The sequence below is a fragment of the Staphylococcus sp. SM3655 genome (assembly GCF_016917315.1).
In the GTDB taxonomy this organism is placed as follows: domain Bacteria; phylum Bacillota; class Bacilli; order Staphylococcales; family Staphylococcaceae; genus Staphylococcus; species Staphylococcus aureus.
In genome coordinates this window covers 2,813,749-2,836,293 of sequence record NZ_CP070305.1, presented here as the reverse complement: position 1 = coordinate 2,836,293, position 22,545 = coordinate 2,813,749, and the positions used below count along the sequence as shown (strand labels likewise).

Annotated in this window: 29 protein-coding genes and 1 pseudogene; 20 read left to right on the top strand and 10 right to left on the bottom strand. The window is 30.5% G+C overall.

Annotated features, from left to right (window positions below):
- Positions 1 to 3: 3 nt before the first annotated feature.
- The 3 genes from JQN76_RS14240 to JQN76_RS14085 all read left to right on the top strand — a co-directional run bounded on the left by JQN76_RS14240 (position 4) and on the right by JQN76_RS14085 (position 2,252).
- Positions 4 to 441 carry a S8 family serine peptidase gene (locus JQN76_RS14240; protein WP_240164296.1) on the top strand — a complete coding sequence of 146 codons (438 nt, stop codon included), beginning with the start codon at positions 4 to 6 and terminating at the stop codon, positions 439 to 441.
- 1,008 nt (positions 442 to 1,449) lie between these two features.
- On the top strand, positions 1,450 to 1,629 hold the full coding sequence (locus JQN76_RS14090) for a hypothetical protein (protein ID WP_000201397.1): 180 nt from the start codon (positions 1,450 to 1,452) through the stop codon (positions 1,627 to 1,629).
- Positions 1,626 to 2,252 carry a hypothetical protein gene (locus JQN76_RS14085; RefSeq protein WP_000216894.1) on the top strand — a complete coding sequence of 209 codons (627 nt, stop codon included), beginning with the start codon at positions 1,626 to 1,628 and terminating at the stop codon, positions 2,250 to 2,252. The genes JQN76_RS14090 and JQN76_RS14085 overlap by 4 nt, the downstream gene beginning before the upstream one ends.
- A gap of 571 nt (positions 2,253 to 2,823) precedes the next feature.
- Here the strand turns inward: JQN76_RS14085 and JQN76_RS14080 are convergent.
- Positions 2,824 to 4,131 (bottom strand): TrkH family potassium uptake protein, encoded by a 1,308-nt coding sequence (locus JQN76_RS14080; RefSeq protein ID WP_001045078.1) that lies wholly within the window; start codon positions 4,129 to 4,131, stop codon positions 2,824 to 2,826.
- 160 nt (positions 4,132 to 4,291) lie between these two features.
- Here JQN76_RS14080 and JQN76_RS14075 point away from each other — a divergent pair, with 160 nt between their 5' ends.
- Entirely contained in the window at positions 4,292 to 5,203 is a 912-nt protein-coding gene (locus tag JQN76_RS14075) for an iron-hydroxamate ABC transporter substrate-binding protein (RefSeq protein ID WP_000825510.1), read from the top strand.
- A gap of 61 nt (positions 5,204 to 5,264) precedes the next feature.
- Positions 5,265 to 6,110 carry a class I SAM-dependent methyltransferase gene (locus JQN76_RS14070; protein WP_000812008.1) on the top strand — a complete coding sequence of 282 codons (846 nt, stop codon included), beginning with the start codon at positions 5,265 to 5,267 and terminating at the stop codon, positions 6,108 to 6,110.
- 371 nt (positions 6,111 to 6,481) lie between these two features.
- Here JQN76_RS14070 and JQN76_RS14065 read toward each other — a convergent pair whose 3' ends face one another.
- Positions 6,482 to 7,705 carry an ArgE/DapE family deacylase gene (locus JQN76_RS14065; RefSeq protein ID WP_000206641.1) on the bottom strand — a complete coding sequence of 408 codons (1,224 nt, stop codon included), beginning with the start codon at positions 7,703 to 7,705 and terminating at the stop codon, positions 6,482 to 6,484.
- A gap of 434 nt (positions 7,706 to 8,139) precedes the next feature.
- Between JQN76_RS14065 and lukH the strand changes: the two genes are divergently transcribed.
- Together lukH and lukG are read left to right on the top strand one after the other, a co-directional pair.
- Positions 8,140 to 9,192, top strand: a complete 1,053-nt coding sequence (gene lukH, locus JQN76_RS14060; protein WP_000791404.1) for a bi-component leukocidin LukGH subunit H — start codon at positions 8,140 to 8,142, stop codon at positions 9,190 to 9,192.
- Between the two features lie 21 nt (positions 9,193 to 9,213).
- Entirely contained in the window at positions 9,214 to 10,230 is a 1,017-nt protein-coding gene (gene lukG / locus JQN76_RS14055) for a bi-component leukocidin LukGH subunit G (RefSeq protein ID WP_000595401.1), read from the top strand.
- A gap of 237 nt (positions 10,231 to 10,467) precedes the next feature.
- On the opposite strand, the pseudogene sph reads toward lukG, so the two are convergent.
- A pseudogene (sph, locus tag JQN76_RS14050) lies at positions 10,468 to 11,292 on the bottom strand (sphingomyelin phosphodiesterase); the annotation flags it as partial.
- A gap of 56 nt (positions 11,293 to 11,348) precedes the next feature.
- The gene (locus tag JQN76_RS14045) at positions 11,349 to 12,386 is read right to left on the bottom strand and encodes a tyrosine-type recombinase/integrase (protein ID WP_000857176.1); all 1,038 of its coding nucleotides are present in this window, start codon (positions 12,384 to 12,386) and stop codon (positions 11,349 to 11,351) included.
- Positions 12,387 to 12,493: 107 nt separating this feature from the next.
- Here JQN76_RS14045 and JQN76_RS14040 point away from each other — a divergent pair, with 107 nt between their 5' ends.
- Positions 12,494 to 13,108: a hypothetical protein gene (locus tag JQN76_RS14040; RefSeq protein WP_000191459.1), complete on the top strand. Its 615-nt coding sequence runs from the start codon at positions 12,494 to 12,496 to the stop codon at positions 13,106 to 13,108.
- Here JQN76_RS14040 and JQN76_RS14035 read toward each other — a convergent pair.
- The 4 genes from JQN76_RS14035 to JQN76_RS14020 are packed head-to-tail and all read right to left on the bottom strand — an operon-like array spanning position 13,105 to position 15,099.
- Complete coding sequence (locus tag JQN76_RS14035; protein WP_001013104.1) at positions 13,105 to 13,251, bottom strand: hypothetical protein; 147 nt, start codon at positions 13,249 to 13,251, stop codon at positions 13,105 to 13,107. The genes JQN76_RS14040 and JQN76_RS14035 overlap by 4 nt on opposite strands.
- Before the next feature lie 35 nt (positions 13,252 to 13,286).
- Positions 13,287 to 13,469, bottom strand: coding sequence for a hypothetical protein (locus JQN76_RS14030; RefSeq protein WP_000705243.1), 183 nt, complete (start codon positions 13,467 to 13,469; stop codon positions 13,287 to 13,289).
- 44 nt (positions 13,470 to 13,513) lie between these two features.
- Positions 13,514 to 14,371: an HIRAN domain-containing protein gene (locus JQN76_RS14025; RefSeq protein ID WP_000804508.1), complete on the bottom strand. Its 858-nt coding sequence runs from the start codon at positions 14,369 to 14,371 to the stop codon at positions 13,514 to 13,516.
- Between the two features lie 11 nt (positions 14,372 to 14,382).
- Complete coding sequence (locus JQN76_RS14020) at positions 14,383 to 15,099, bottom strand: LexA family transcriptional regulator (RefSeq protein WP_001083967.1); 717 nt, start codon at positions 15,097 to 15,099, stop codon at positions 14,383 to 14,385.
- Between the two features lie 163 nt (positions 15,100 to 15,262).
- Here JQN76_RS14020 and JQN76_RS14015 point away from each other — a divergent pair, with 163 nt between their 5' ends.
- Genes JQN76_RS14015 through JQN76_RS14005 form a run of 3 tightly spaced genes read left to right on the top strand, consistent with a single transcriptional unit; the run spans position 15,263 to position 16,519 of the window.
- Positions 15,263 to 15,505: a DUF739 family protein gene (locus JQN76_RS14015; RefSeq protein ID WP_000639922.1), complete on the top strand. Its 243-nt coding sequence runs from the start codon at positions 15,263 to 15,265 to the stop codon at positions 15,503 to 15,505.
- A gap of 15 nt (positions 15,506 to 15,520) precedes the next feature.
- The gene (locus JQN76_RS14010; RefSeq protein ID WP_001148565.1) at positions 15,521 to 16,309 is read left to right on the top strand and encodes a phage antirepressor; all 789 of its coding nucleotides are present in this window, start codon (positions 15,521 to 15,523) and stop codon (positions 16,307 to 16,309) included.
- 15 nt (positions 16,310 to 16,324) lie between these two features.
- Positions 16,325 to 16,519, top strand: coding sequence for a hypothetical protein (locus JQN76_RS14005; protein WP_001148859.1), 195 nt, complete (start codon positions 16,325 to 16,327; stop codon positions 16,517 to 16,519).
- Here the strand turns inward: JQN76_RS14005 and JQN76_RS14000 are convergent.
- A complete protein-coding gene (locus JQN76_RS14000) occupies positions 16,514 to 16,870 on the bottom strand; it encodes a DUF2513 domain-containing protein (RefSeq protein WP_000768245.1) in 357 nt (118 codons plus the stop codon). The two genes, JQN76_RS14005 and JQN76_RS14000, sit on opposite strands and share 6 nt — an antisense overlap.
- A 49-nt stretch (positions 16,871 to 16,919) precedes the next feature.
- Here JQN76_RS14000 and JQN76_RS13995 point away from each other — a divergent pair, with 49 nt between their 5' ends.
- Complete coding sequence (locus JQN76_RS13995; RefSeq protein WP_000389906.1) at positions 16,920 to 17,111, top strand: hypothetical protein; 192 nt, start codon at positions 16,920 to 16,922, stop codon at positions 17,109 to 17,111.
- A gap of 1 nt (position 17,112) precedes the next feature.
- On the opposite strand, the gene JQN76_RS13990 is transcribed toward JQN76_RS13995, so the two are convergent.
- Complete coding sequence (locus JQN76_RS13990; protein WP_000801108.1) at positions 17,113 to 17,340, bottom strand: hypothetical protein; 228 nt, start codon at positions 17,338 to 17,340, stop codon at positions 17,113 to 17,115.
- 58 nt (positions 17,341 to 17,398) lie between these two features.
- Here JQN76_RS13990 and JQN76_RS13985 point away from each other — a divergent pair, with 58 nt between their 5' ends.
- The 8 genes from JQN76_RS13985 to ssb all read left to right on the top strand — a co-directional run bounded on the left by JQN76_RS13985 (position 17,399) and on the right by ssb (position 22,545).
- Positions 17,399 to 17,719: a DUF771 domain-containing protein gene (locus JQN76_RS13985; RefSeq protein WP_001815221.1), complete on the top strand. Its 321-nt coding sequence runs from the start codon at positions 17,399 to 17,401 to the stop codon at positions 17,717 to 17,719.
- The gene (locus tag JQN76_RS13980; protein WP_000066020.1) at positions 17,716 to 17,877 is read left to right on the top strand and encodes a DUF1270 domain-containing protein; all 162 of its coding nucleotides are present in this window, start codon (positions 17,716 to 17,718) and stop codon (positions 17,875 to 17,877) included. The genes JQN76_RS13985 and JQN76_RS13980 overlap by 4 nt, the downstream gene beginning before the upstream one ends.
- A 92-nt stretch (positions 17,878 to 17,969) precedes the next feature.
- The gene (locus JQN76_RS13975; RefSeq protein ID WP_000291488.1) at positions 17,970 to 18,230 is read left to right on the top strand and encodes a DUF1108 family protein; all 261 of its coding nucleotides are present in this window, start codon (positions 17,970 to 17,972) and stop codon (positions 18,228 to 18,230) included.
- Positions 18,231 to 18,238: 8 nt separating this feature from the next.
- On the top strand, positions 18,239 to 18,502 hold the full coding sequence (locus tag JQN76_RS13970; protein WP_001205732.1) for a hypothetical protein: 264 nt from the start codon (positions 18,239 to 18,241) through the stop codon (positions 18,500 to 18,502).
- On the top strand, positions 18,499 to 20,454 hold the full coding sequence (locus tag JQN76_RS13965; protein WP_001813910.1) for an AAA family ATPase: 1,956 nt from the start codon (positions 18,499 to 18,501) through the stop codon (positions 20,452 to 20,454). The genes JQN76_RS13970 and JQN76_RS13965 overlap by 4 nt, the downstream gene beginning before the upstream one ends.
- A 1-nt stretch (position 20,455) precedes the next feature.
- Positions 20,456 to 21,376: a recombinase RecT gene (locus JQN76_RS13960; RefSeq protein ID WP_000138481.1), complete on the top strand. Its 921-nt coding sequence runs from the start codon at positions 20,456 to 20,458 to the stop codon at positions 21,374 to 21,376.
- 80 nt (positions 21,377 to 21,456) lie between these two features.
- A complete protein-coding gene (locus JQN76_RS13955; protein ID WP_071621397.1) occupies positions 21,457 to 22,074 on the top strand; it encodes an MBL fold metallo-hydrolase in 618 nt (205 codons plus the stop codon).
- Entirely contained in the window at positions 22,075 to 22,545 is a 471-nt protein-coding gene (ssb, locus tag JQN76_RS13950) for a single-stranded DNA-binding protein (RefSeq protein ID WP_000934769.1), read from the top strand.

Here is a 22,545-nt window from a genome sequence, read left to right as displayed (position 1 = left end):
GTTTTGAACCGTTATGGCAACGGAAGAGTGGAGGATACTATTTCAGCACTTGATTGGGCAATTAAACATGATGTAGACATTATAAATATGAGTTATGGATTTACTAAAAATTACCCTGAGTTACATAAAAAGATAAAAGAGGCTCATGGAAAAGGTATTATTATTGTAGCAGCTAACGGTAACGATATTTTTGGAGGTCAAGAATTTCCAGCTGCATATAATGAAACTATATCTGTTGGAGTATTGAATAAGGAAGGTTCAAAATCTGTCTTTAATTCTAACGATGATGCCGACGTATATATTTCGGTTGATAAAAAGGTGTCTAATAACGTTGAAAATACTTCTATGGCTACAGCATCTGTATCTAATAAATTGGTTAAAGTATGTAAAAGAGACTTGAAAAACATGGACAAAGGTGAAATCCTTAAGTTAATTAATTAGTTAAATTAATTAGTTAAATTAATTAGTTACAAAAACTATAATAATTATATTTACGCAAAAGTTAAAAGCTGCAAATCCGTTTGGTTCTGATCCCGATTATATCATAGATAATCTCACACGTTGCAGGCAGTGAATACGTATTTGAATACGTTAATTATGAAGTGATGTTGGGTGCACAAATTTATATTGTTTTATCAATTTTAACATTTCACATTAACTTTATTAGGTGATATAAGATGCTGAGAGAATCATTATATTGCAATGAAAAATCATCATATGGATAATCATATCGATCATTGCAAATATACTTATAGAGATTTATGTGTGTAATAATTGGTGGTCATAAATTGGTCATAATGAAATAAAAAAACTAAAAAAATTGAATGTATAAAGAATACACGATACTGATTTAATAGTATTTTTGTATGTGATTTATATCTATTTCATACCGCCCTTAATGCCAGGAATGATGTAAAACTGTTTATAGTTTTGACTAACTAGAACATTCCATGATAGACGAGTATGATTCGTTCCAAATAAATATTAGAGCGTATGAAAATATGTTAATTTAAGACGCCTTCCATTAGTTGACTAAACTTATGAGAGGCGTCTTTATTATGTGCTGATGTGTTATTGAGATTCATAATGGGGGGCTTTTTCAATGTTAAAATTATATAGAGAAGTTTAGTATACCTTTTGAGTATATAAGGAGTTTCTTCTAGTATGTTGTAATGTAATTAGATTTCCGGTAATCAATTAGGCTTTGCAGAGGACTCACTTGCGTATTGTAGTAAGAAGCTGTCTGCATTTTGAAAACACCCACACTAGTTACAGTATGGGTGTTTTTATGCTAAGAAACAAATTGGTTTAAGTGTAAAATCATATACACTAAAAAATTTATTGAATCTATTGTCGAAAAGATGCTTTCATGATACATTGTAAACAAGAAGACAACGTATAAAATGTATACTTAGTTGTCAAATGAAGTAAAATAAGGAAGTGAGTAGTATGGCTACAATAAGTATTACTACAGATTATAAATTCACAAAAAAATCAGCGCAAAAACTAATAGATGCAATGGAGATTAACGAAAATAATAGTAATGTGAACAAAACAAACATAAAAGCGACTAAAATAAAATCAACTTGTGAGATTGAAAATCTATTGAAGGACTATCGAAGTAATTGACTGTAAAAGTAATATCACTTTCAGAATTGTTAACAGGTGATAAGCAAGAGGTTAAGCGAAAGATACCTTCAGTTTTAAATATACTAAATTCATTTGAGACAATATCAATTTCAGGAAGTGAATCAGCGCACGATGTTGATTTATTTTTGAAAAATAAGTCTATAGCATTTGATAGACAAAACCTGTCTAGAACTCATTTAGTTTTTTCACAATTCAAAAGCAAACAAATACTAGTTGGCTATTTTACAATTAGCAATAAACCCTTAGTTTTTACAAAACGTATGTTAGATAAAATATCAAACACGTTAAAGAAGAAGTTATATCAAAAGGGTGAAACTCACAGTGGAAATGACAATTTAATCATACAAAGATACTTAATTGCTCAAATAGGAAAAAATTATTCTGAAGAAGCATTGGCTACAAAATCCATAAATGGAAACGATTTGTTATCTTTAGCATATGAGAAAGTTTTAGAAGGTGCGAACATATTTGGTGGTTCATATATTTGGATAGAGTATGAAGATGTTTATAGATTAAGAGAATTTTATAGAAAATTTGGATTTACAGAAATCAAAGATCATACAAGTGAAAATAATTTGAAGATGGCTATTCTTAAAATATAAGGCACAAAACCACACCCACCTATTGATTTAGGAGTGTGGTTATTTTTATGGAAGAATTTATAAAATAAAAGTCAAAGACATTTGAATATTTATCAACTGCTCTTCTATCAACACCCATGTGTCTAGCTATTTCACTTTTGCTTATTTTCATGTTTAAGTTCATCATAACAATTATTAATTTTTGTAAATATGAAAGAGTAGTAACTTCAAAATCCGTATTTATGTCTGAAGATAATTTCATTGTTGTTCACAGCAATAAAATTATCTCTAGAATTTTAGAAAATGTACATGTTTAAACAATCAAAAGTATACATTATTAAATTATCATTTCCATTCATCTTTTCAACAATTGAGGTTAACGTAGTAAAAAATAAATTTTAAATATTTAAATCATTGTATAGTTTAGTTTTGAGTAAATCTTTTTAAAGGTGTACTTGTGCATTTTACTTAATTAAAGACATAAGACATTTAATGGGCCTAAAATAAATAGAAAAACTACCTGTTTAGGTAGTTTTTTAAATGTAATAGATTAAAACACTAGTTCATTTCTTGTTAAATATTGATAGTTATCTTATAGATAAATTTGTCCTTTAGTGTAGCGGTAATTTTTAGGATTTTTTGGTGGTATAAATGTTCTTAATAAAGTTAATAGTCCTACTTTACCGCAAAGCATAACGAATATAATAATTATTTTAGTAATACCATGATATTCTGTGGTAAGGTTCATACTTAACCCTACTGTTCCGAATGCAGAAACCACTTCGAATAATAACTTGATTAATGATATGTTCGGATTAATTATCGATAATATAAAAGTAATGATACTGATAAATAGAAATGAGATATTAATGGTAACAATAGATAGTTTTATATGTTTGTCAGATATTTCTTTATTGAATACTGAAACATTATTTTCTTTACGTATATAATTTAGTACAAAAATAAACGCTACTGCAAAAGTAGTTATTTTAATTCCTCCAGCTGCACTGAGAGGGGCACCACCAATAAACATAAGTAGCATTAACATTAAGGCGGTAGATTTGTTAATGCTTGCTATATCTATACTGTTAAAACCCGCTGTTCGTGTTGTTACTGATTGGAAAAAAGAATTTCCGATTTTTTCAACTAGTCCCATATGTTGCATAGTATTAAACTGTTCTAATAAAAAGAATGTAATAGCTCCTATAATTATTAGGATACTAGTTGTAGTTAAGACTAATTTAGAATGTAAAGATAATTTACTCAATTTTTTACAATTAATAAAGTCTATCACGACAAAATGTCCAATACCTCCAAATATTATGAGTATTGAGATTGTAATAATGACAATTGGATCACTAGAATAATCTATTAAGTTATTCTTAAAAAGGGCAAATCCAGCATTATTAAAAGCTGATACTGATGTGAATAAGCTTAAAAATAAACCTTTGCCTATACCAAATTTTGGTATAAAAGATAAACACAAACAAATCATACCAATTAATTCAGTGACTAAACTATAAATAGCCAAGTGTTTAATTAGTTTAATAACACCACCAGGTTCGTCAATATTCCATGTAACCATAATCAAGAATCTATTTTTCATTGATATCTTTCTATTTAAAAATACTAGTGTCAATAGGGTTACGGTCACGATACCCAGACCACCTATTTGAATTAATAATAGTATTACTATTTCACCAAGTATATTAAACTGTGATCCTATATCAACTGGGGATAGGCCAGTAACTGTAAATGCACTTGAAGCTATAAATAGGGCATCTAAAAAAGATATTGGCTTTTTACCAGTGAAAGGTAAATACAATAAAAGTGCACCTATGATAGTTGTAGAGAAGAAAAGCATTAAATAAAAATATAAAGGTTTGTGGACTTTGTTCATTTTAATTTCATACTCCTTTATATTATAAATTAATAATTAGATAATATCATAAATGAAAATAGAAATGTTACTGATGTGTATTACTAACAGGCGTTGACTAATTCTTTTAATATTTTATAATTGAAAATGAATATCAATTAAAAAACAAAAGGATGATATTATGAAAAGATTAATTGGAATTTTATTATGTAATTTATTTATTTTGACTGCGTGTTCAGCATCTGTCGATAAAACAAGTAACTCGACAAAGACTACAGACTATAAAATTGAAAATGGTGAAACACTGAAAGTACCAGAGAAACCTAAAAGAGTTGCTGTATTAACTGGATTTTATGTTGGTGATTTTATAAAGTTAGGAATCAAACCAATTGCTGTTTCAGATATAACTAAAGATTCTTCAATTTTAAAACCCTATTTAAAAGGGGTTGATTATATTGGAGAAAATGATGTTGAAAGAGTTGCTAAAGCAAAACCAGATTTAATTGTTGTAGATGCTATGGATAAAAATATAAAAAAATACCAAAAAATAGCGCCAACAATCCCATATACATACAATAAATACAATCATAAAGAAATATTAAAAGAAATAGGCAAGTTGACTAATAATGAAGATAAAGCTAAAAAATGGATTGAAGAGTGGGACGATAAAACTAGAAAAGATAAAAAAGAAATTCAAAGTAAAATTGGTCAAGCAACAGCATCTGTGTTTGAACCAGATGAAAAGCAAATATACATATATAACTCTACATGGGGTCGTGGTTTGGATATTGTTCATGATGCATTCGGTATGCCAATGACAAAGCAATATAAAGATAAATTACAAGAAGATAAAAAAGGCTATGCTTCCATTTCAAAAGAAAATATTAGTAAATATGCTGGTGATTATATATTTTTAAGTAAACCTTCGTACGGAAAATTTGATTTTGAAAAAACACATACATGGCAGAATATTGAAGCTGTAAAAAAAGGACATGTAATTTCATATAAAGCAGAAGATTATTGGTTCACAGATCCTATTACATTAGAACATTTGAGAAGTAAATTAAAAAAAGAAATTTTAAATAAAAAATAATAGAAATAAGTTGTAAAAATTTTCTTATGCATTGGTACTAATGTTTTTAAGGAGTGATTAAATGAAGCAACTGGTTGGAATTCCCGAATCAATGTTAATTCCTTTGATAGCTCGAGCAAAAGAGTACGAAAACGAAAAACCAATAATAAAAGACGCACTATCTAAAAAAATATTTGATGGTTTAGATGATATGTACAAAAATGTTACATGTGATGACATGTCTCAAATTGGAATTAGTATACGTACTGTGATAATAGATTGTGTTACTAAGAGGCTTATCAAGGATAATAAAGATTTAATCGTGGTCAATATAGGTTGTGGCTTAGATACAAGGTTTCAAAGATTTAATAAAGAAAAAATATCATGGATAGATTTAGATGTACCAGAATCAATAGAAATACGAAAAACATTTTTTAAAGAAAGTAATAGTTATAAGATGATATCTAAATCTATGCTAGATTACAGTTGGATTGATGATGTCAAAAATTATAAATTTTTTAATAGTAAGTCAGATATATTGTTTATTATTGAAGGTGTATTGATGTATTTTGATGAGAGTGTAATGACTCAATTATTGGACACTATTATCAAAAAGATGGGAGATCATAATTTGACATTTGCGATTGAATTTTGCTCAAAAACAATTGCGAATAATACAAAGAGACATCAATCGGTATCAAAGTTATCCTCACAACCTGTTTTTAAATATGGTTACAATGATTTAAAAAAATTGAATGAAATTTTACCAAATACAATAAGAGTAATACATGAATATAATTATTTTGACTATTATAAGAATCGATGGGGCTTATTTGGATATTGTAGATTTATACCTTATTTAAAAAAAAGGTTAAACAATAAAATAGTACTTATGAAATATAAAGTTCCAAAGAGACAGAGACATTAAGTTCTTAGACAATGTAAAAAAGCTGATTTCTATAAATTATTTGATAGAAATCAGCTTTTTTCAAATGTATTTGATAATTTACAGCTCGTTGAGCTGCTGTTTTCTAGGGATTTATGTCCCATTCCTTTTACGAGAAGGTTTTTACGAGTTTTATGTAACTATTAGAAGCTATCTTTTTATATGACCATTAGTCAATATATGTATGACAAATCAGCACAATAATTTCAGTTTTACATCACTTAATCAATGAAAATGTGCTTGTTGATATTTGAATATTTACATTCAAACAATATTCATCGTTATTTCTATCAACTTAAAATTCGCAATAAAAAACTGCCAGCACGCGAATAGGGCAGCTGACAGCATCGTTCTTATTTCTCTTTTAAATATTGAATGGAAGCTTCTTTAAAAATATCAATATATTTCAGATACATATCTTTTTCAATATATTCATCGATTTGATGTGCCATTAATGGATTACCTGGTCCAAAAATGGCTAAATCAACATTGTCCTTATTATCACCTAAGAAACTAGAGGCATCTGTTGCACCTACAAGCGCCGAAACAAATATATCGTCTTGTTCTACATAACTAGAAGCTACATCTTTAATCGTAGTAATTAATTTGCTATTTTTATCGCTTGTTACAGGTCGGTGATTGCTTGGAATATCGAGTGAAAGCTTATTGCTATCCACATCATTAATGATATTTTGGAAAAACGATTCTATAAAGTCGTTATCATACTCAGGAACTGGTCTTACGTTAAATTCAAGTGAAGCTTCATCTGGTACAGAGTTAAATTGTTTGCCGCCATTTATAATCGAACATACAGCTGTAAGACCAGATGCATAATTTGCATCCTCTTCAGAAATTTCTTTTCCTATCAATGATTTGAACATGGGTGCAACATCTAATTCATGTTTAGTATCATGTTTTTTAAGCTCTGAATATTTTTCTTTAAATTGATTATAAAATTCAAGCAGTGTATCAATTGCATTGTCACCAATAAATGGAACTGAGCTATGGACAGCTTTGCCAGTTGCAGTTACTTTACATGACATAGACCCTTTATGTGCATAATAAATTCCAGATCCAGTTGGTTCAGCAATAATTAAGCCATCTACATCGTCTAAATAGCCTTTATCAGCCAATAATTTGGCACCTTCTTGTTCTTTCTCTTCGCCAGCAGTAGCTAGTAATCTTATCGTTCCTTGAGGCAATTGATTTTGTTCTTTTAATTCAATGAGTGTGATGACCAAAGCCATCAGACCGCCTTTCATATCCGTTGTGCCTCGACCGTATAATTTGCCAGCTTTTTCTGTGAGTTGAAAAGGGGGATAAGTCCAATTATCTTGATTTCCTGCATCAACAACATCCATATGACCACTCAATGCGAGTATAGGTGAGCCGTTACCGATTTCTGCAACGATATTGGCGCGGTGTTCATTAACTTTCAAAATTTCAGATTTAATATCATACTTGTCGAATAAATCTGTTAAATAATTACAAACGTCTATTTCATTATTATTTTCAGTTTGTAGTTCAACAATATCTGCTAGTAATTGAATTTTTTCTTTTTCACTAAAAGTTGTCATTAAGCTCACACCTTTCAAAGTAGTATATATATTTATATAAACATAATTTTTATTCTTAAACATAATTTAAAATGCAGAAAGTAGTGTGTTATTTGATTTCGTTCTATGAAATTAACTGTCTAGTATCAACGATCTTATTAACACTGATATCGGGTATGCTCAATTTTATAGTAAATTGTATCAGAAAGATGCAGGATATTATTTAGCTAATAATTATATATAAATTTCAAATCGATGGTTATTAACTACTAAATAAAAATATTTGCTAAATTAATGACTTTGTACACACATTATTTTTAAAGAGGATAAAGTATTTAATAATATTAACAAAATCATTTAATAAATAGTTAAATATATATTCTCTGTTTTTGTGATATTATTCACATGTCGATACATATCAACAAATATCAATCATACGAAAGAAGGTTATAACAATGAAAAATAAAAAACGTGTTTTAATAGCGTCATCATTATCATGTGCAATTTTATTGTTATCAGCAGCAACGACTCAAGCAAATTCAGCTCATAAAGACTCTCAAGACCAAAATAAGAAAGAACATGTTGATAAGTCTCAACAAAAAGACAAACGTAATGTTACTAATAAAGATAAAAATTCAACAGCACCGGATGATATTGGGAAAAACGGTAAAATCACAAAACGAACTGAAACAGTATATGATGAGAAAACAAATATACTCCAAAATTTACAATTCGACTTTATCGATGATCCAACTTATGACAAGAATGTATTACTTGTTAAAAAACAAGGCTCAATTCATTCAAATTTAAAGTTTGAATCTCATAAAGAAGAAAAAAATTCAAATTGGTTAAAGTATCCAAGTGAGTACCATGTAGATTTTCAAGTAAAAAGAAATCCTAAAACTGAAATATTAGACCAATTGCCGAAAAATAAAATTTCAACTGCGAAAGTAGACAGTACATTTTCATATAGCTCAGGTGGTAAATTCGATTCAACGAAAGGTATTGGACGAACTTCATCAAATAGCTACTCCAAAACGATTAGTTATAATCAGCAAAATTATGACACAATTGCCAGCGGTAAAAATAATAACTGGCATGTACACTGGTCAGTTATTGCGAATGACTTGAAGTATGGTGGAGAAGTGAAAAATAGAAATGATGAATTATTATTCTATAGAAATACGAGAATTGCTACTGTTGAAAACCCTGAACTAAGCTTTGCTTCAAAATATAGATACCCAGCATTAGTAAGAAGTGGCTTTAATCCAGAATTTTTAACTTATTTATCTAATGAAAAGTCAAATGAGAAAACGCAATTTGAAGTAACATACACACGAAATCAAGATATTTTGAAAAACAGACCTGGAATACATTATGCACCTCCAATTTTAGAAAAAAATAAAGAAGGTCAAAGATTAATTGTCACTTATGAAGTTGATTGGAAAAATAAAACAGTTAAAGTCGTTGATAAATACTCTGATAATAAATCATTTAGAGAAGGATAAAATCGAAGGGAAGGATTACAAATGATTAAACAACTATATAAAAATATCACAATTTGTACGTTAGCACTATCGACTACTTTCACTGTATTACCAGCTACTTCTTATGCAAAAATTAATTCTGAAATTAAAGCTGTTTCTGAGAAGAATCTTGATGGTGATACTAAAATGTATACACGTACAGCTACAACAAGTGATAGTCAAAAAAATATTACTCAAAGCTTACAATTTAACTTCTTAACTGAACCTAATTATGATAAAGAAACAGTATTTATTAAAGCGAAAGGAACAATAGGTAGTGGTTTAAGAATTCTAGACCCAAATGGTTATTGGAATAGTACATTAAGATGGCCTGGATCTTATTCAGTTTCAATTCAAAATGTTGATGACAACAACAATACAAATGTGACTGACTTTGCACCAAAAAATCAGGATGAATCAAGAGAAGTTAAATATACGTATGGTTATAAAACAGGTGGAGATTTTTCGATTAATCGTGGAGGGTTAACTGGAAATATTACAAAAGAGAGTAATTATTCAGAGACGATTAGTTATCAACAACCATCGTATCGTACATTACTTGATCAATCTACGTCACATAAAGGTGTAGGTTGGAAAGTAGAAGCACATTTGATAAATAATATGGGACATGACCATACGAGACAATTAACTAATGATAGTGATAATAGAACTAAAAGTGAAATCTTTTCTTTAACACGAAATGGAAATTTATGGGCGAAAGATAATTTTACTCCTAAGAATAAGATGCCTGTAACTGTTTCTGAAGGGTTTAATCCAGAATTTTTAGCTGTTATGTCACATGATAAAAAAGATGAAGGTAAATCAAAATTTGTTGTTCATTATAAAAGATCAATGGATGAGTTTAAAATAGATTGGAATCGTCATGGTTTCTGGGGCTATTGGTCTGGTGAAAACCATGTAGATAAAAAAGAAGAAAAATTATCAGCATTATATGAAGTTGATTGGAAGACACATAATGTGAAGTTTGTAAAAGTGCTTAATGATAATGAAAAGAAATAAGTAATAAAAGTTGCCTGCTACATAGAATGTAGTAGGTAACTTTTATTTATATTTGAATAGATAGATTTATTATGATGTGCAGTGTATGAATCTTGTTTGAGTGTAGAGTAAAGACTTGTATTAATGAAAAATTAAAATTGTTAAGATGATTTTATTAAAATGTAAGTCAATTCAAATTTTAACAATATAACTCGCTTCGACCTTTTAGAACGAAGCGAGTTATTAGTTAGTTGAGCACTATTTACTATAGGCTTTGATTGGATAATGATCTGAAAAATCATTGTAAACGTAGTAATATGGGAACGCATATACATCCCATGGCTTAGGTTTTTCAGTCACAACTTCATTGACTAATTGTTTTGGTTGTTTATGATCTTTATCTGTAAATATATAGTCTAAATGTTCTGGTTTACCATTAGGGTAATTATATTTCGCAATTGAATTTGATTGAGGGTCCCATGTGCTATTATGACCTGCATATAGAACATCATTTACATTCAAGTTTTTAAGCATATCTTTGAACTCTGGAGTGCCTTTATTAACATTAAGGTCACCACCTATATATACCGTTTCATCTTTAGGGATATTTTTCTTTTTAACAAAGTCACTGATTTCTTTCATTTGTTCAGCTCTAATTTTTCGATCATGTCCAGCACCACAACGTGAATCTTCAGATTGTGTATGTGTACCGATAACGTGAACGTTCTTACCATTTTTCTCTATTTTTGTATAAACAAAGCCTTTGTTGCTATCATTATCGAATCCACAACCGCTTTTGAAAACATGCTGGATTTTTTCTTTAATAGGATATTTACTTACAATCGCTACGCCACCATCTTCTGCAACAGTTGATGAGTAGCTACCTTCAGTTTTGTCCCACCCTGATTGAGAACGGCCGAGTACAGGTGTTTGATAAGGATATTCTTTTTTCACATTACTTAATAATTTGTCTGATGCACCATTATCAAATGCTTCATTGAATATTACGACATCATTATTTTTAATATAAGAAGATTGTCCGATTAAATCAGCGCGTTTATATTGCCCCCAGTTTGGATACATAGAAACCTTGTAACAACAGTATTTATTGGGTTTGGAGTCCCTAATGGGTCCCTAAATTACATACTTTCTAAAATTTTAGTTGTTTTTTTGTCCTCTTCATTAAATTTTTCTTCTAACAAATGAGAATACACGGATGTAGTTATTGCTATATTTTTATGACCTAATCTTTTAGAAATGTAATGTATAGATACACCTTTTGCTAGTAAATAAGAACAATGAGTGTGTCTTAATGCGTGCGATGTAATAATTGGTATATTATTGACTCTACAGGCTGATTTCAAAGCATTATTGATAGCCTGAAGGTTAATTATAGATCCGGCTTCTTTGAAAATGTAACCATCATAGCTAATTGCAAATGTACTTATGACGTCCATAATGTGTTTCATATCAGATTTAGCGATACTGATATATCTAGGGGAAGTATCGGTTTTTCGCTCGTCAATAAATATAGTGTTTTTCACTTGGTTGATATGCTCAATCTTTATATTTCTTGCACCACTGACACGACAACCCGTACAAATCATTATGAATAGCGCTAATGATGAACGAGTTCTCTTCTTTCTGACGTGATCTTTTAGTATTTCATATTCAGTTACCGAGATGAATTTTTCTTGTTCTGACTTCGTAGGTTTTCCGGCTTTATAATTAACTTTATAAGCGGGGTTTTTAAAAATAAGTCCATCATATAATGCGTCATCTAAAGCTGACCGAATAGCACCGTTTGTTTTTCTTATAGTTTCTTTTGCGTGTTCTTTTGAATAGTCGTTTATGAATTTCTGATAAACTTGTCTATTTATCTTTGATAACTCCATTTTACCTATTTTATGTTTTTGTATATGTTGTAATGCATTTCTATAATGACGGTAGGTATTTTCTTTAACAACAGGTTGTTTATATGTTTTAATCCAATTTTCGAAGTATTCTGCAAGAGTTATATAGTTATCTATATTAAAACCACTTCTTAACTCATTTAACTTGTCTAGTCCAGCAGAATTAGCTTCACGCTTTGTTCTAAAACCTTTCTTACGGTATCTTTTTCCTTCATGCTTAAATTCATATTGCCATTTTTTACCATCGTAACAACGTGTTTTCATGCGTTCCCTCCTCAAAATTGGCAAAAAATAATAAGGGTAGGCGGGCTACCCAAAATTTAGTACTAGGTACTAAATATGTTATAATAAAATAAAAAGTAGGTGATAAGATGACTCAATTTCTAGGGGCGCTTCTTCTTACAGGAGTTTTAGGTTACATACCATATAAATATCTAACAATGATAGGTTTAGTTAGTGAAAAAAACAAGATTATCAATACTCCTGTATTATTGATTTTTTCTATTGAAACATGTTTGATATGGTTTTATACTTTTATAATTTTTAATAATGTTGATTTAAAAAATTTGAGTTTACTTCAGTTGCTTACAGGTCTAAAAGCAAATATTTGGTTTCTAATTATTTTTGTTTTAACAGTGCTTGTATTTAATCCTTTAATTGTTAAATTCATTATCTGGTTAATTAATGAAACAAGAAAGTTTATGAATTTGGATTGTATAAGCTTATTAGACAAAAGAGACAAGTTGTTTAATAACAACGGTAAACCAGTATTTATAGTTATTAAAGACTTTGAAAACAGAATCATTGAAGAGGGTGAACTTAAAACCTATAATTCAGCTGGTAGCGATTTCGATTTACTAGAGGTTGAGCGACAAGATTTCAAAGTATCTGATTTACCGTCAAACGATGAATTGTATATTAAACATACACTTGTAGACCTTAAACAACAAATTAAATTGGATTTATATTTAATGAATGAATATTAATCTTTTTTCTTAGCTTTTTCTGATAAAGTGCTTTTTAAGTTTTCGCTGGCACCCGGCTTTTCAAAACTTTTGTTTATTGGGTTACTACGAGTAGCTTCTTGTTTTTTGTTTTTATCCGCCATAAAATTCTCACCACCATTCAACGTCTACACTTGTAGGCGTTTTTTGTTTAGTAAAATCATAATGAATCTTCTTTGGTTAACTTATCGCCATCTAATTTTTGTGAAATAAATTCCAAGTATTTACGCGCATTATGTGACGATAAATCTTTAGGTAACTCATAAGTGAATGGTTGATTACCACTAGTTAAAACTTCATATACTATAGTTTCTTTTTTTATTTTGCAATTAGTTATTTTCATTATAAACTTCCTTTCAAACACTGCTGAAATAGACGTCTTTTTGATTAAACTTTATATTCTACATGTATTCGTAATCCATAGTCTGATTCTTTAGTAACAATTTTCTCTTCTAAATAATCTAAAGTTTTATACTTACCACCGTTAATATATGCGTTACAAGAAACGGTGTCTTCTATATAATTGACTAACCTTGAAGCATACTCTCTAGGCACATATCCAACGTGAAATTCAGAGTATTCATTTGAAATCATAACTTTTATCGCGTTTTCATCATAAGGATTATCCGGTTCTTTTTGTAAGAATACACCAGGAATAACCTCGTAATCAGGAATTTCATACACCTTGTCTTCATAAAGCAATTCTTCTTTAAGTTCATTCCCTTTCAAATCACTATACAAGAAAAAGAAAGCGTCGTTAGTTTTCATTTTTTTGATAAGTTTCTTTAATTCTTTTCTACGACCCTCATAATTTAATCCTACGACGTCGAAAATTTCAACTTTAGTTTGTTCATCGTCATCATTAATAAGTAGATTATCATCTGGAATAATTGTTTCCCTATTCCTAGATAATTGCATATAAGTTTTTAAAATTGAGATAAATCCTGTTAAAGGAGAATTTGTTACGAAATAAAACGTTATTTTTCTATTATCGTTTAATGTTAAAGAAGCTTGGTTTTTCCAAATAGTAACAACAGTATTGTAATCTACCACGTCTGATAACGAAATTTTAAATATATAATCTTCTTCTTTCCTTATAAAACAAATTTCCTCATGTGAAATGAATATAGAACCAATTCTCCTCTTGTCTCCGTCGAATTTTATGTCACAACTGTCGCTGATTATTGGTTCAAAGTAACTGTATTGATCTGATAATATTTTTTCATCTTGCTTTCTAGGTTTCATTTTACTATCTCCTATAAAATTACTTTCCCTACTAACCTCACACTTTCATTTCTATAAAAGTGAAGGTCGCGGTATTCTTTGTTCAGTGAGACTAGAGTCAATCTATCATCTTCAACAAAAACTTTCTTAACGTAAGCTTCTTCTTCAATAATGAATATACCAATTTGGCCATTTTTTATATTATGAGTTTTCTCTACGAATATAATTTCACCGTCTTTAAACATAGGTTCCATAGAATCACCGTTTACTTTTAATGCTAAATCATGTGGTGGGATAGGTGCTTTAACCATTTCGGTAAACAATGTTTCACCGTGTAGACGTTCTCCTACACCAGCAGAGACACAACCATTGACGTTAACTGCAATTCTATCCTGTTTATATGAATTAATATCGACAATATTATCGCCTTTAGTATTCTGTTCATCTAATTGCTCGTTTGCATAGTTAAGCACATTTTTTTGTCTTGGAGGCGTGAGTTTACTGTATATGGAAGCGATGTCGTTATTTTCAATTTTTCTATTCTTAGAAATATCAAAACCCATAAGCCACGCTTCGTTAACGTTTAAAGCCTTTGCTAGTTCAAAGACTTTGTCTTGTTTCGCTTCATATTTTCCATTTAAATAATCGCTAATTGAGTTTCTGCCAATACCAGTCCTTCTTGATAGCTCTGATTGAGATATCTTCCGTTCAGACATAATTTGCTTTAATCTATCCTTAAAACTGTTCATATTTCTGAACACCTCCTAAGAATATAATACTACGTACAATGACGATTATCAATAATTTTTAACAAATGTTGTACAGAAAAATGTATTTTATGTGTTGACTTATTTAAACAAAGGTGTTTTAATTGATTTGTACAGAAAACCGAACAAGAAGGGAGGTGAGTTTATGATATACAATTTCGATTATAGTTTGCTGTACGAAAGAATGGCAGAGTATAGATATAGCCAAAGTTCTTTAGCGAACGCAATCCCTATTTCAAGGACATCTATTAATCACAAGTTGCAAGGAAAAAATTTATTCACACAATGGGAAATAAAACGAATCTGTGAATTATTAGAAATCCCACCAACAAAAGTAGGTAGATATTTTTTTGAACAAAATGTACATAAAACTGTACAAACATCTTAAAAGGAGGAACGAACAATGCAAGCATTACAAACATTTAATTTTAAAGAGCTACCAGTAAGAACAGTAGAAATTGAAAACGAACCTTATTTTGTAGGAAAAGATATTGCTGAGATTTTAGGATATGCAAGAGCAGACAATGCCATTAGAAATCATGTTGATAGCGAGGACAAGCTGACGCACCAATTTAGTGCATCAGGTCAAAACAGAAATATGATCATTATCAACGAATCAGGATTATACAGTCTAATCTTCGATGCTTCTAAACAAAGCAAAAACGAAAAAATTAGAGAAACCGCTAGAAAATTCAAACGCTGGGTAACATCAGATGTCCTACCAGCTATTCGCAAACACGGTATCTACGCAACAGACAATGTAATTGAACAAACATTAAAAGATCCAGACTACATCATTACAGTGTTGACTGAGTATAAGAAAGAAAAAGAGCAAAACTTACTTTTACAACAAGAAATCGGAGAGCTAAAACCCAAAGCAGATTATGTTGATGAAATCTTAAAATCAACTGGCACATTAGCTACAACTCAAATCGCGGCAGACTACGGTATATCAGCACAAAAGTTAAACAAACTACTACACGAAGCTAGATTACAACGAAAAGTAAATAAACAGTGGGTGCTTTACTCAGAACACATGGGCAAGAGTTACACAGAATCAGACACTATAGCAATTGTACGCTCTGACGGTAGAGAAGACACAGTTTTACAAACTAGATGGACACAAAAAGGCAGATTGAAAATACATGAAATCATGACTGAATTCGGTTATGAAGCTAACGTAACTGCTTAACAGGAGGAACGAACAATGCAAGCTCAAAACAAAAAAGTCATCTATTACTACTATGACGAAGAAGGTAATAGACGACTATTATCAATTGGGAATTTGGAACATTATTTATTAGCAGATATCAAATCAAGGTTTGATTTATATAAAAAGAAAATACCTGACTTAGATAATCTGTTCGTTCAAATAGACGGTGTTGAATTTAAATTACTATAGCCCGAGCATCTTGTTAACGACTGACGATGCGATTTGTTGAATTATAGGGATTGAAACCGAAGAAACTTTTGACGCTTTAGCTTTAGTTTCTCTCCAAACTTCGACATCTCTAACATCATCCAAAAGGTTGTGACCTGAAAAATTCATATGTTTAACAAAATAACCTTCCATATAGAATTCAGCGTCTATATAACCTGCACCGGTCAATTGTTTAACAGTGTATTCGATGTCTTCACGTGAGAAATTTTTAATTGTATTTTCTAGGTCTTCATTATCTAGAACATTATTTAATTTTAAATCACTCTCTATAACTAAAAGAACTTCACGTATGCAATCGTGTTTTAACTTCATACGAATTCACCTCCTTAATAGGAGTATAGCAGAAAGGAGCATAAACAATATGGAAGATATGAAAGAACTTTATTCTTTAAAAATCCAAAAGAAGAATTTAAATAATAAACAAAAGAATTTAATGTCTGTAATTAATCAATGTATTGAACTAGAAAAATTTTCTTACACTGAAATTAAAAAAGTTCTCTACCTAATTGATAGAGAACAAAAGTATTTAGCTAATAACCGCAGAAAAACATAAGTTAAAAATAATCTAACTCGGACTGCTGGCAATCTTCTAAATATTTTTCATACTGATTTTTAGTTCCGCCCAGAACGTATTCAGTATTGTAGTACGCTTGTCCATTATCCAAAATTTTAACTAATTTTGTACCAACATGAACGATATCCCAACCTTCTTTTAACAGATCGTTGGCTGCATCATTAGCTAAATCGTCATCGAAAGACAAAAGGTGATAGTAGTTTTTCATAATATTCACCTCCTCTCTGTAGGAGATAACAACATTATACACGAAAGGAATGATAGAAATGCCACATGTATTAAACGTAACCGTTCCAATACCTGAAACACATGTACTTATCACAAAAGATGAATATGATGAGCTAATTGGTTATACATTAGACCCTGTATGGAACATGAGTGACTTAAAGAAGAAATTAAAAATTGCATCTGATGAGACTATCAAGGACAGATTACTATTTCATCCTAGATTTGAAAAAGAACTAAGAGCGCAAGGAATTGTGCATTACCCAGATGAGAATTTTAATCGCTGGAGATTTAACGCAAGAAAGATGAATAAATTCGTCGATGAGCATTTCAATGAAATATATAAGGAGAGAATAAAATGAGCAACATTTATAAAAGCTACCTAGTAGCAGTACTGTGCTTTACAGTCTTAGCAATTGTACTTATGCCGTTTCTATACTTCACTACTGCATGGTCGATTGCGGGATTCGCAAGTATCGCAACATTCATATTTTATAAGGAATACTTTTATGAAGAATAAAAAAACTGTTACTCACGGCAATGAGTAACAGTCTAAACAATTAGAAAATTAATGCATATTCAATATAAAACGAAATAAAGGAAGTGTCAACAATGTACTACAAAATTGGCGATGTATGTCAAAAAGTAATTAATGTAGACGGATTCGATTTTAAATTAGCAGTTAAGAAACAAGATTACAGCATTCTAGTGAATGTCTTAGATTTAGAAGATAGATTTATCGACGGTATAAATATAACAGATGAGAATGATCTATACACAGCATTAGACATATTAAATCAATCTATTTATGAATGGATTGAAGAGAACACAGACGAAAGAGACAGGCTAATTAACTTAGTCATGAGATGGTAGGTATAAGCATGAGAGATACAGAAAGAAATATATTGAATATTTTTAAGACGTTATTCGACGAATATACTTTGTCAAACCAACGAGCATTATTGGAAATTGAACGTAATCATCACGGATACTTATCGATTAATTTCTTGCACTATCACGACAGTTACAAAACGAACAATAAGCTTGTACAGATACATGAAATCAATCCGGACAGCCACGAACGAATAAAAAATTTAATTATCGAGGTGTTAAGAGGTCACCGAAAGATTAAAAAAGGAGCATGATGATGGATATAAAAATAAATAAGCTAACAATATCAAACTTTGCTGGAATCAAAGAAGAAAGCTTTAACTTTGACGGTAAAGACACAAAAATATACGGCAATAATGCGACTGGTAAGACTACGACTGCAACCGCATTACAATGGCTGCTTTTCGATAAAGGTTTGGACGGATCAACCAAATCATTTAACCCTGTACCTTTAAACGAAAAAAACGAAGAAAATTATGAGTTAATTCCGACTGTTTTCGCAGAATTTGAAATCGACGGAAAAATAACGACTTTCAAAAAAGAGTCACATCCTAAATACACAATAAATCAAAAGACGAATCGCAAGGAATACTCACGAAGTAGAACAAAGAAACAATATATCAATGATGAATCAATAAAAGTAAAGGATTATAAAGCTCGTATTGATGAACTAATTGATGAAGATGTATTCAAGTTGATTACAAATCCCCAAGCATTTAATTTACTCGATTGGAAGAAACGAAGAAGTTTGTTATTTGAAATTGCAAAACCAATTAATGATGAGGATGTCATTAAAACAAATAACGACTTTAAAAAATTAAATAATATTCTTGGTGATCATGAAATTGAAACAAAGAAAAAGATTCTTACTGACAAGATAAAGCAGATTAACAAAGACATCAAAGATATTCCGATACGTATTAATCAAACACAACAAAATAAGCAGGATGTACCAGAATTCGATAACGATAGATACGCAATTATCAAACAAGAAATTGAGCAACTTGAAAATGAGCGTATAGATATTCAAAACGGTAAGGAAGAAATTAATTTGCGTAATCAATTAGCTGATAAACAATCAGAATTGAAACGCATAGAAGACAATAACAGCGCAAGTAATGAGAACAAAATTTATGCTTTAACAAATGAGTTACACGTTGAAAATGGAACGGTTGCGAACCTTAAAACGAGATTAAAGCAAAACAAACAACAAATTACGCATGAAGAAAATAGACGTAATCAATTATTGGAAAATCACAAAGGACTAAAAAGTGATTTAGAAAAATCTAAAAATCAAAAATTTGAACATCTTGATGACAATGTATGTAGCTGTTGCGGTCAACAGTTACCAACTGAACAAGTGAATGAGGCAAGAGAAAAAGCTTTACAGAAATTCAATGTAAAAAAATCGAAAGAATTAGAAACAATACAAACATCTATCAATCACATTATTTCAGAAGGAAAGAAAATAAAGCCAATCATCGAGAAGTTAGAGGATGACAACAATAATCTACAAATTAAAATCAACGAAGCAGAAGAGCGTTCAGCAAGAATACAAAACAAAATTAATAAGTTGAAAACGACTCATGTTGACGTTACACAAACTGACGAATACAAAGCAGTAATGTTAGAGATAAACGAGATTAATCAAAAACGCTCGAACATTAGGAAAACTATTCAAGATAACGTTTCAGGAATAGATGACAAAATAAGCGAACTTACTCAAGAAAAATCAGAAATTGAAGTGTCAAGATCAATCGAAAAATCAAATAAACATCTAGATGATGTTATTTCTGAATTAAGAAATGAAGAAGATAGATTATTGGATGAAAAAGAAAAGTATTCACATGACCTTTATATCTTAAAAGAATTTACAACAACAAAAGTCAAAATGCTTACTGAAAATATCAATAATGAATTTGAGATTGCTGAATTTAAGTTATTCAATACCTTAGTTAACGGCGAATTAGAAGAAACATGTTCCACAACGGTTAACGGCGTCGAATACGACAGCGGTTTAAATAACGCCTCAAGAATTAATGTTGGCTTAGATATCATCAATACACTGTCAAAACATTTTAAAGTTACAGCGCCAATATTTATTGATAATGCTGAATCAGTAACAGAGCTTATCAAAACAGAATCACAACAAATTCAATTGATAGTAAATGAACAAGATAAAAAAATAAGAATGGAGACTATATAAAATGACTGAAAATAATAAATTACAAACTATTGAACAACAATTAGTACAAGAAAAGAACGTATCTGACAACGTATTAAACAAAGTGAGAGTTTTAGAGTCACAAGGCAATTTGGAATTGCCAAATGATTATTCACCAAGTAATGCCATGAAACAAGCATGGTTACAAATCAGCCAAGATAACAAATTAATGAGTTGTAACGATACAAGCAAAGCAAATGCCTTATTAGACATGGTAACGCAAGGTTTAAATCCAGCTAAAAATCAATGCTACTTTATTCCTTACGGCAACAAAATGCAGTTACAACGTAGCTATCACGGTAATGTAATGATGTTAAAACGTGATGCAGGTGCTCAAGATGTTGTTGCTCAAGTGATTTATAAAGGCGATACATTCAAGCAAGAAATGGGAGGAACAGGACGTATCAAAGCGATTAAACACGAACAAGACTTCTTTAACATCGACAAAGAAAACATTATCGGTGCGTACTGCACAATCGTATTTAATGATGGACGAGATAACTATATTGAAGTCATGACTATTGAACAAATTAAACAAGCATGGATGCAGTCATCAATGATTAAAGATGAAAAAGCATTACAAAATTCTAAAACACATAATAATTTCAAAGAAGAAATGGCTAAAAAAACAGTTATCAATAGAGCTGCTAAACGTTATATCAACACATCAACAGATAGCAATCTTTTCAAATACGCACAAGAATCCGAACAACGTCAACGCAAAGAAGTGTTGGACGCAGAAGTTGAAGAAAATGCAAATCAAGAACAATTGGACTTTGAACAACCAGTTCTCGAAGAAGCACAATACACAGAATTAGAAAATGATAAGCCTATTGATGTATCTGACTTTGAAGAAATAAAAGAACCTGCAACAGAAAAAGAAAGCGAAGAAGAGCCATTTTAATTGAAACAATAGCAACTGGTTCAAGTGGTAACTGCTACGTCTTAAATGATGGACGTACTACGTTACTACTTGAGTCAGGTATAAAATTTGAACGTGTTCAAAAGCATTTTAAATATAAAACAAGACATATAGCAGGGTGTCTTATCACACACGAACATGGTGATCATGCAAAGTACACAAAGCAGTTTGTCGACAATGGTGTAATCAGCTATATGACTGCTGGAACACAACAAGCTATGAATTTTGAAAGTCATCGCTTATGCACGATTAAGGCAAAGCAAGAGCTGCGAATAGGCACATGGTCAATTCTACCGTTTGACATCGAACATGATGCTAACGAGCCTGTGGCTTTCTTATTACAAAGTACATTAGGTTATAAGGTTCTGTATGTTACTGATACAAAGTATTTGAAATACAAATTTAACGGCATTACGCACATGATGTTAGAAGTTAATTATATCTATGAACAAATGCAGGAAAACATAAAAAACGGCAGTGTGCACAGCACATTAGCAAACAGAATTATGGAGTCTCATTTTAGCTTAGAACATGCTATCGGAATGTTAAAAGCAAATGATTTAACTAGACTCGAAGAAATACATTTAATTCATTTAAGTAGTCAAAATTCAAATGCAAAATACATTAAAAGTGAAATACAAAAAGTGACGGGCGCGCCCGTTTATGTTGGAGGTTTATAAATGCTAAACAGAACAATATTAGTTGGTCGTTTAACTAGAGACCCAGAATTAAGAACCACTCAAAGTGGTGTAAATGTAGCATCATTCACATTAGCAGTTAACCGCACATTTACGAATGCACAAGGAGAGCGCGAGGCAGACTTTATTAATATCATCGTATTTAAAAAACAAGCAGAGAACGTTAATAAATACCTATCTAAAGGATCGTTGACGGGCGTAGATGGTAGGTTACAAACGCGGAATTATGAAAATAAGGAAGGTCAACGTGTATATGTTACGGAAGTTATTGCTGATAGTATTCAATTTTTAGAACCGAAAAACTCAAATGACACTCAACAAGATTTATACCAACAACAAGTACAACAAACACGTGGACAATCGCAATATTCAAATAACAAACCAGTAAAAGATAATCCGTTTGCGAATGCAAATGGTCCGATTGAAATAGATGACAATGATTTACCATTCTAA

Excerpts from the sequence above, each read along its gene's own strand:
- JQN76_RS14090 (WP_000201397.1), top strand. The coding sequence starts at position 1,450 with ATGGCTACAATAAGTATTACTACAGATTATAAATTCACAAAAAAATCA.
- JQN76_RS14080 (WP_001045078.1), bottom strand. The coding sequence starts at position 4,131 with ATGAACAAAGTCCACAAACCTTTATATTTTTATTTAATGCTTTTCTTC.
- JQN76_RS14075 (WP_000825510.1), top strand. The coding sequence starts at position 4,292 with ATGAAAAGATTAATTGGAATTTTATTATGTAATTTATTTATTTTGACT.
- JQN76_RS14070 (WP_000812008.1), top strand. The coding sequence starts at position 5,265 with ATGAAGCAACTGGTTGGAATTCCCGAATCAATGTTAATTCCTTTGATA.
- JQN76_RS14065 (WP_000206641.1), bottom strand. The coding sequence starts at position 7,705 with ATGACAACTTTTAGTGAAAAAGAAAAAATTCAATTACTAGCAGATATT.
- lukH (WP_000791404.1), top strand. The coding sequence starts at position 8,140 with ATGAAAAATAAAAAACGTGTTTTAATAGCGTCATCATTATCATGTGCA.
- lukG (WP_000595401.1), top strand. The coding sequence starts at position 9,214 with ATGATTAAACAACTATATAAAAATATCACAATTTGTACGTTAGCACTA.
- JQN76_RS14045 (WP_000857176.1), bottom strand. The coding sequence starts at position 12,386 with ATGAAAACACGTTGTTACGATGGTAAAAAATGGCAATATGAATTTAAG.
- JQN76_RS14040 (WP_000191459.1), top strand. The coding sequence starts at position 12,494 with ATGACTCAATTTCTAGGGGCGCTTCTTCTTACAGGAGTTTTAGGTTAC.
- JQN76_RS14030 (WP_000705243.1), bottom strand. The coding sequence starts at position 13,469 with ATGAAAATAACTAATTGCAAAATAAAAAAAGAAACTATAGTATATGAA.
- JQN76_RS14025 (WP_000804508.1), bottom strand. The coding sequence starts at position 14,371 with ATGAAACCTAGAAAGCAAGATGAAAAAATATTATCAGATCAATACAGT.
- JQN76_RS14020 (WP_001083967.1), bottom strand. The coding sequence starts at position 15,099 with ATGAACAGTTTTAAGGATAGATTAAAGCAAATTATGTCTGAACGGAAG.
- JQN76_RS14015 (WP_000639922.1), top strand. The coding sequence starts at position 15,263 with ATGATATACAATTTCGATTATAGTTTGCTGTACGAAAGAATGGCAGAG.
- JQN76_RS14010 (WP_001148565.1), top strand. The coding sequence starts at position 15,521 with ATGCAAGCATTACAAACATTTAATTTTAAAGAGCTACCAGTAAGAACA.
- JQN76_RS14005 (WP_001148859.1), top strand. The coding sequence starts at position 16,325 with ATGCAAGCTCAAAACAAAAAAGTCATCTATTACTACTATGACGAAGAA.
- JQN76_RS14000 (WP_000768245.1), bottom strand. The coding sequence starts at position 16,870 with ATGAAGTTAAAACACGATTGCATACGTGAAGTTCTTTTAGTTATAGAG.
- JQN76_RS13995 (WP_000389906.1), top strand. The coding sequence starts at position 16,920 with ATGGAAGATATGAAAGAACTTTATTCTTTAAAAATCCAAAAGAAGAAT.
- JQN76_RS13990 (WP_000801108.1), bottom strand. The coding sequence starts at position 17,340 with ATGAAAAACTACTATCACCTTTTGTCTTTCGATGACGATTTAGCTAAT.
- JQN76_RS13985 (WP_001815221.1), top strand. The coding sequence starts at position 17,399 with ATGCCACATGTATTAAACGTAACCGTTCCAATACCTGAAACACATGTA.
- JQN76_RS13980 (WP_000066020.1), top strand. The coding sequence starts at position 17,716 with ATGAGCAACATTTATAAAAGCTACCTAGTAGCAGTACTGTGCTTTACA.
- JQN76_RS13975 (WP_000291488.1), top strand. The coding sequence starts at position 17,970 with ATGTACTACAAAATTGGCGATGTATGTCAAAAAGTAATTAATGTAGAC.
- JQN76_RS13970 (WP_001205732.1), top strand. The coding sequence starts at position 18,239 with ATGAGAGATACAGAAAGAAATATATTGAATATTTTTAAGACGTTATTC.
- JQN76_RS13965 (WP_001813910.1), top strand. The coding sequence starts at position 18,499 with ATGATGATGGATATAAAAATAAATAAGCTAACAATATCAAACTTTGCT.
- JQN76_RS13960 (WP_000138481.1), top strand. The coding sequence starts at position 20,456 with ATGACTGAAAATAATAAATTACAAACTATTGAACAACAATTAGTACAA.
- ssb (WP_000934769.1), top strand. The coding sequence starts at position 22,075 with ATGCTAAACAGAACAATATTAGTTGGTCGTTTAACTAGAGACCCAGAA.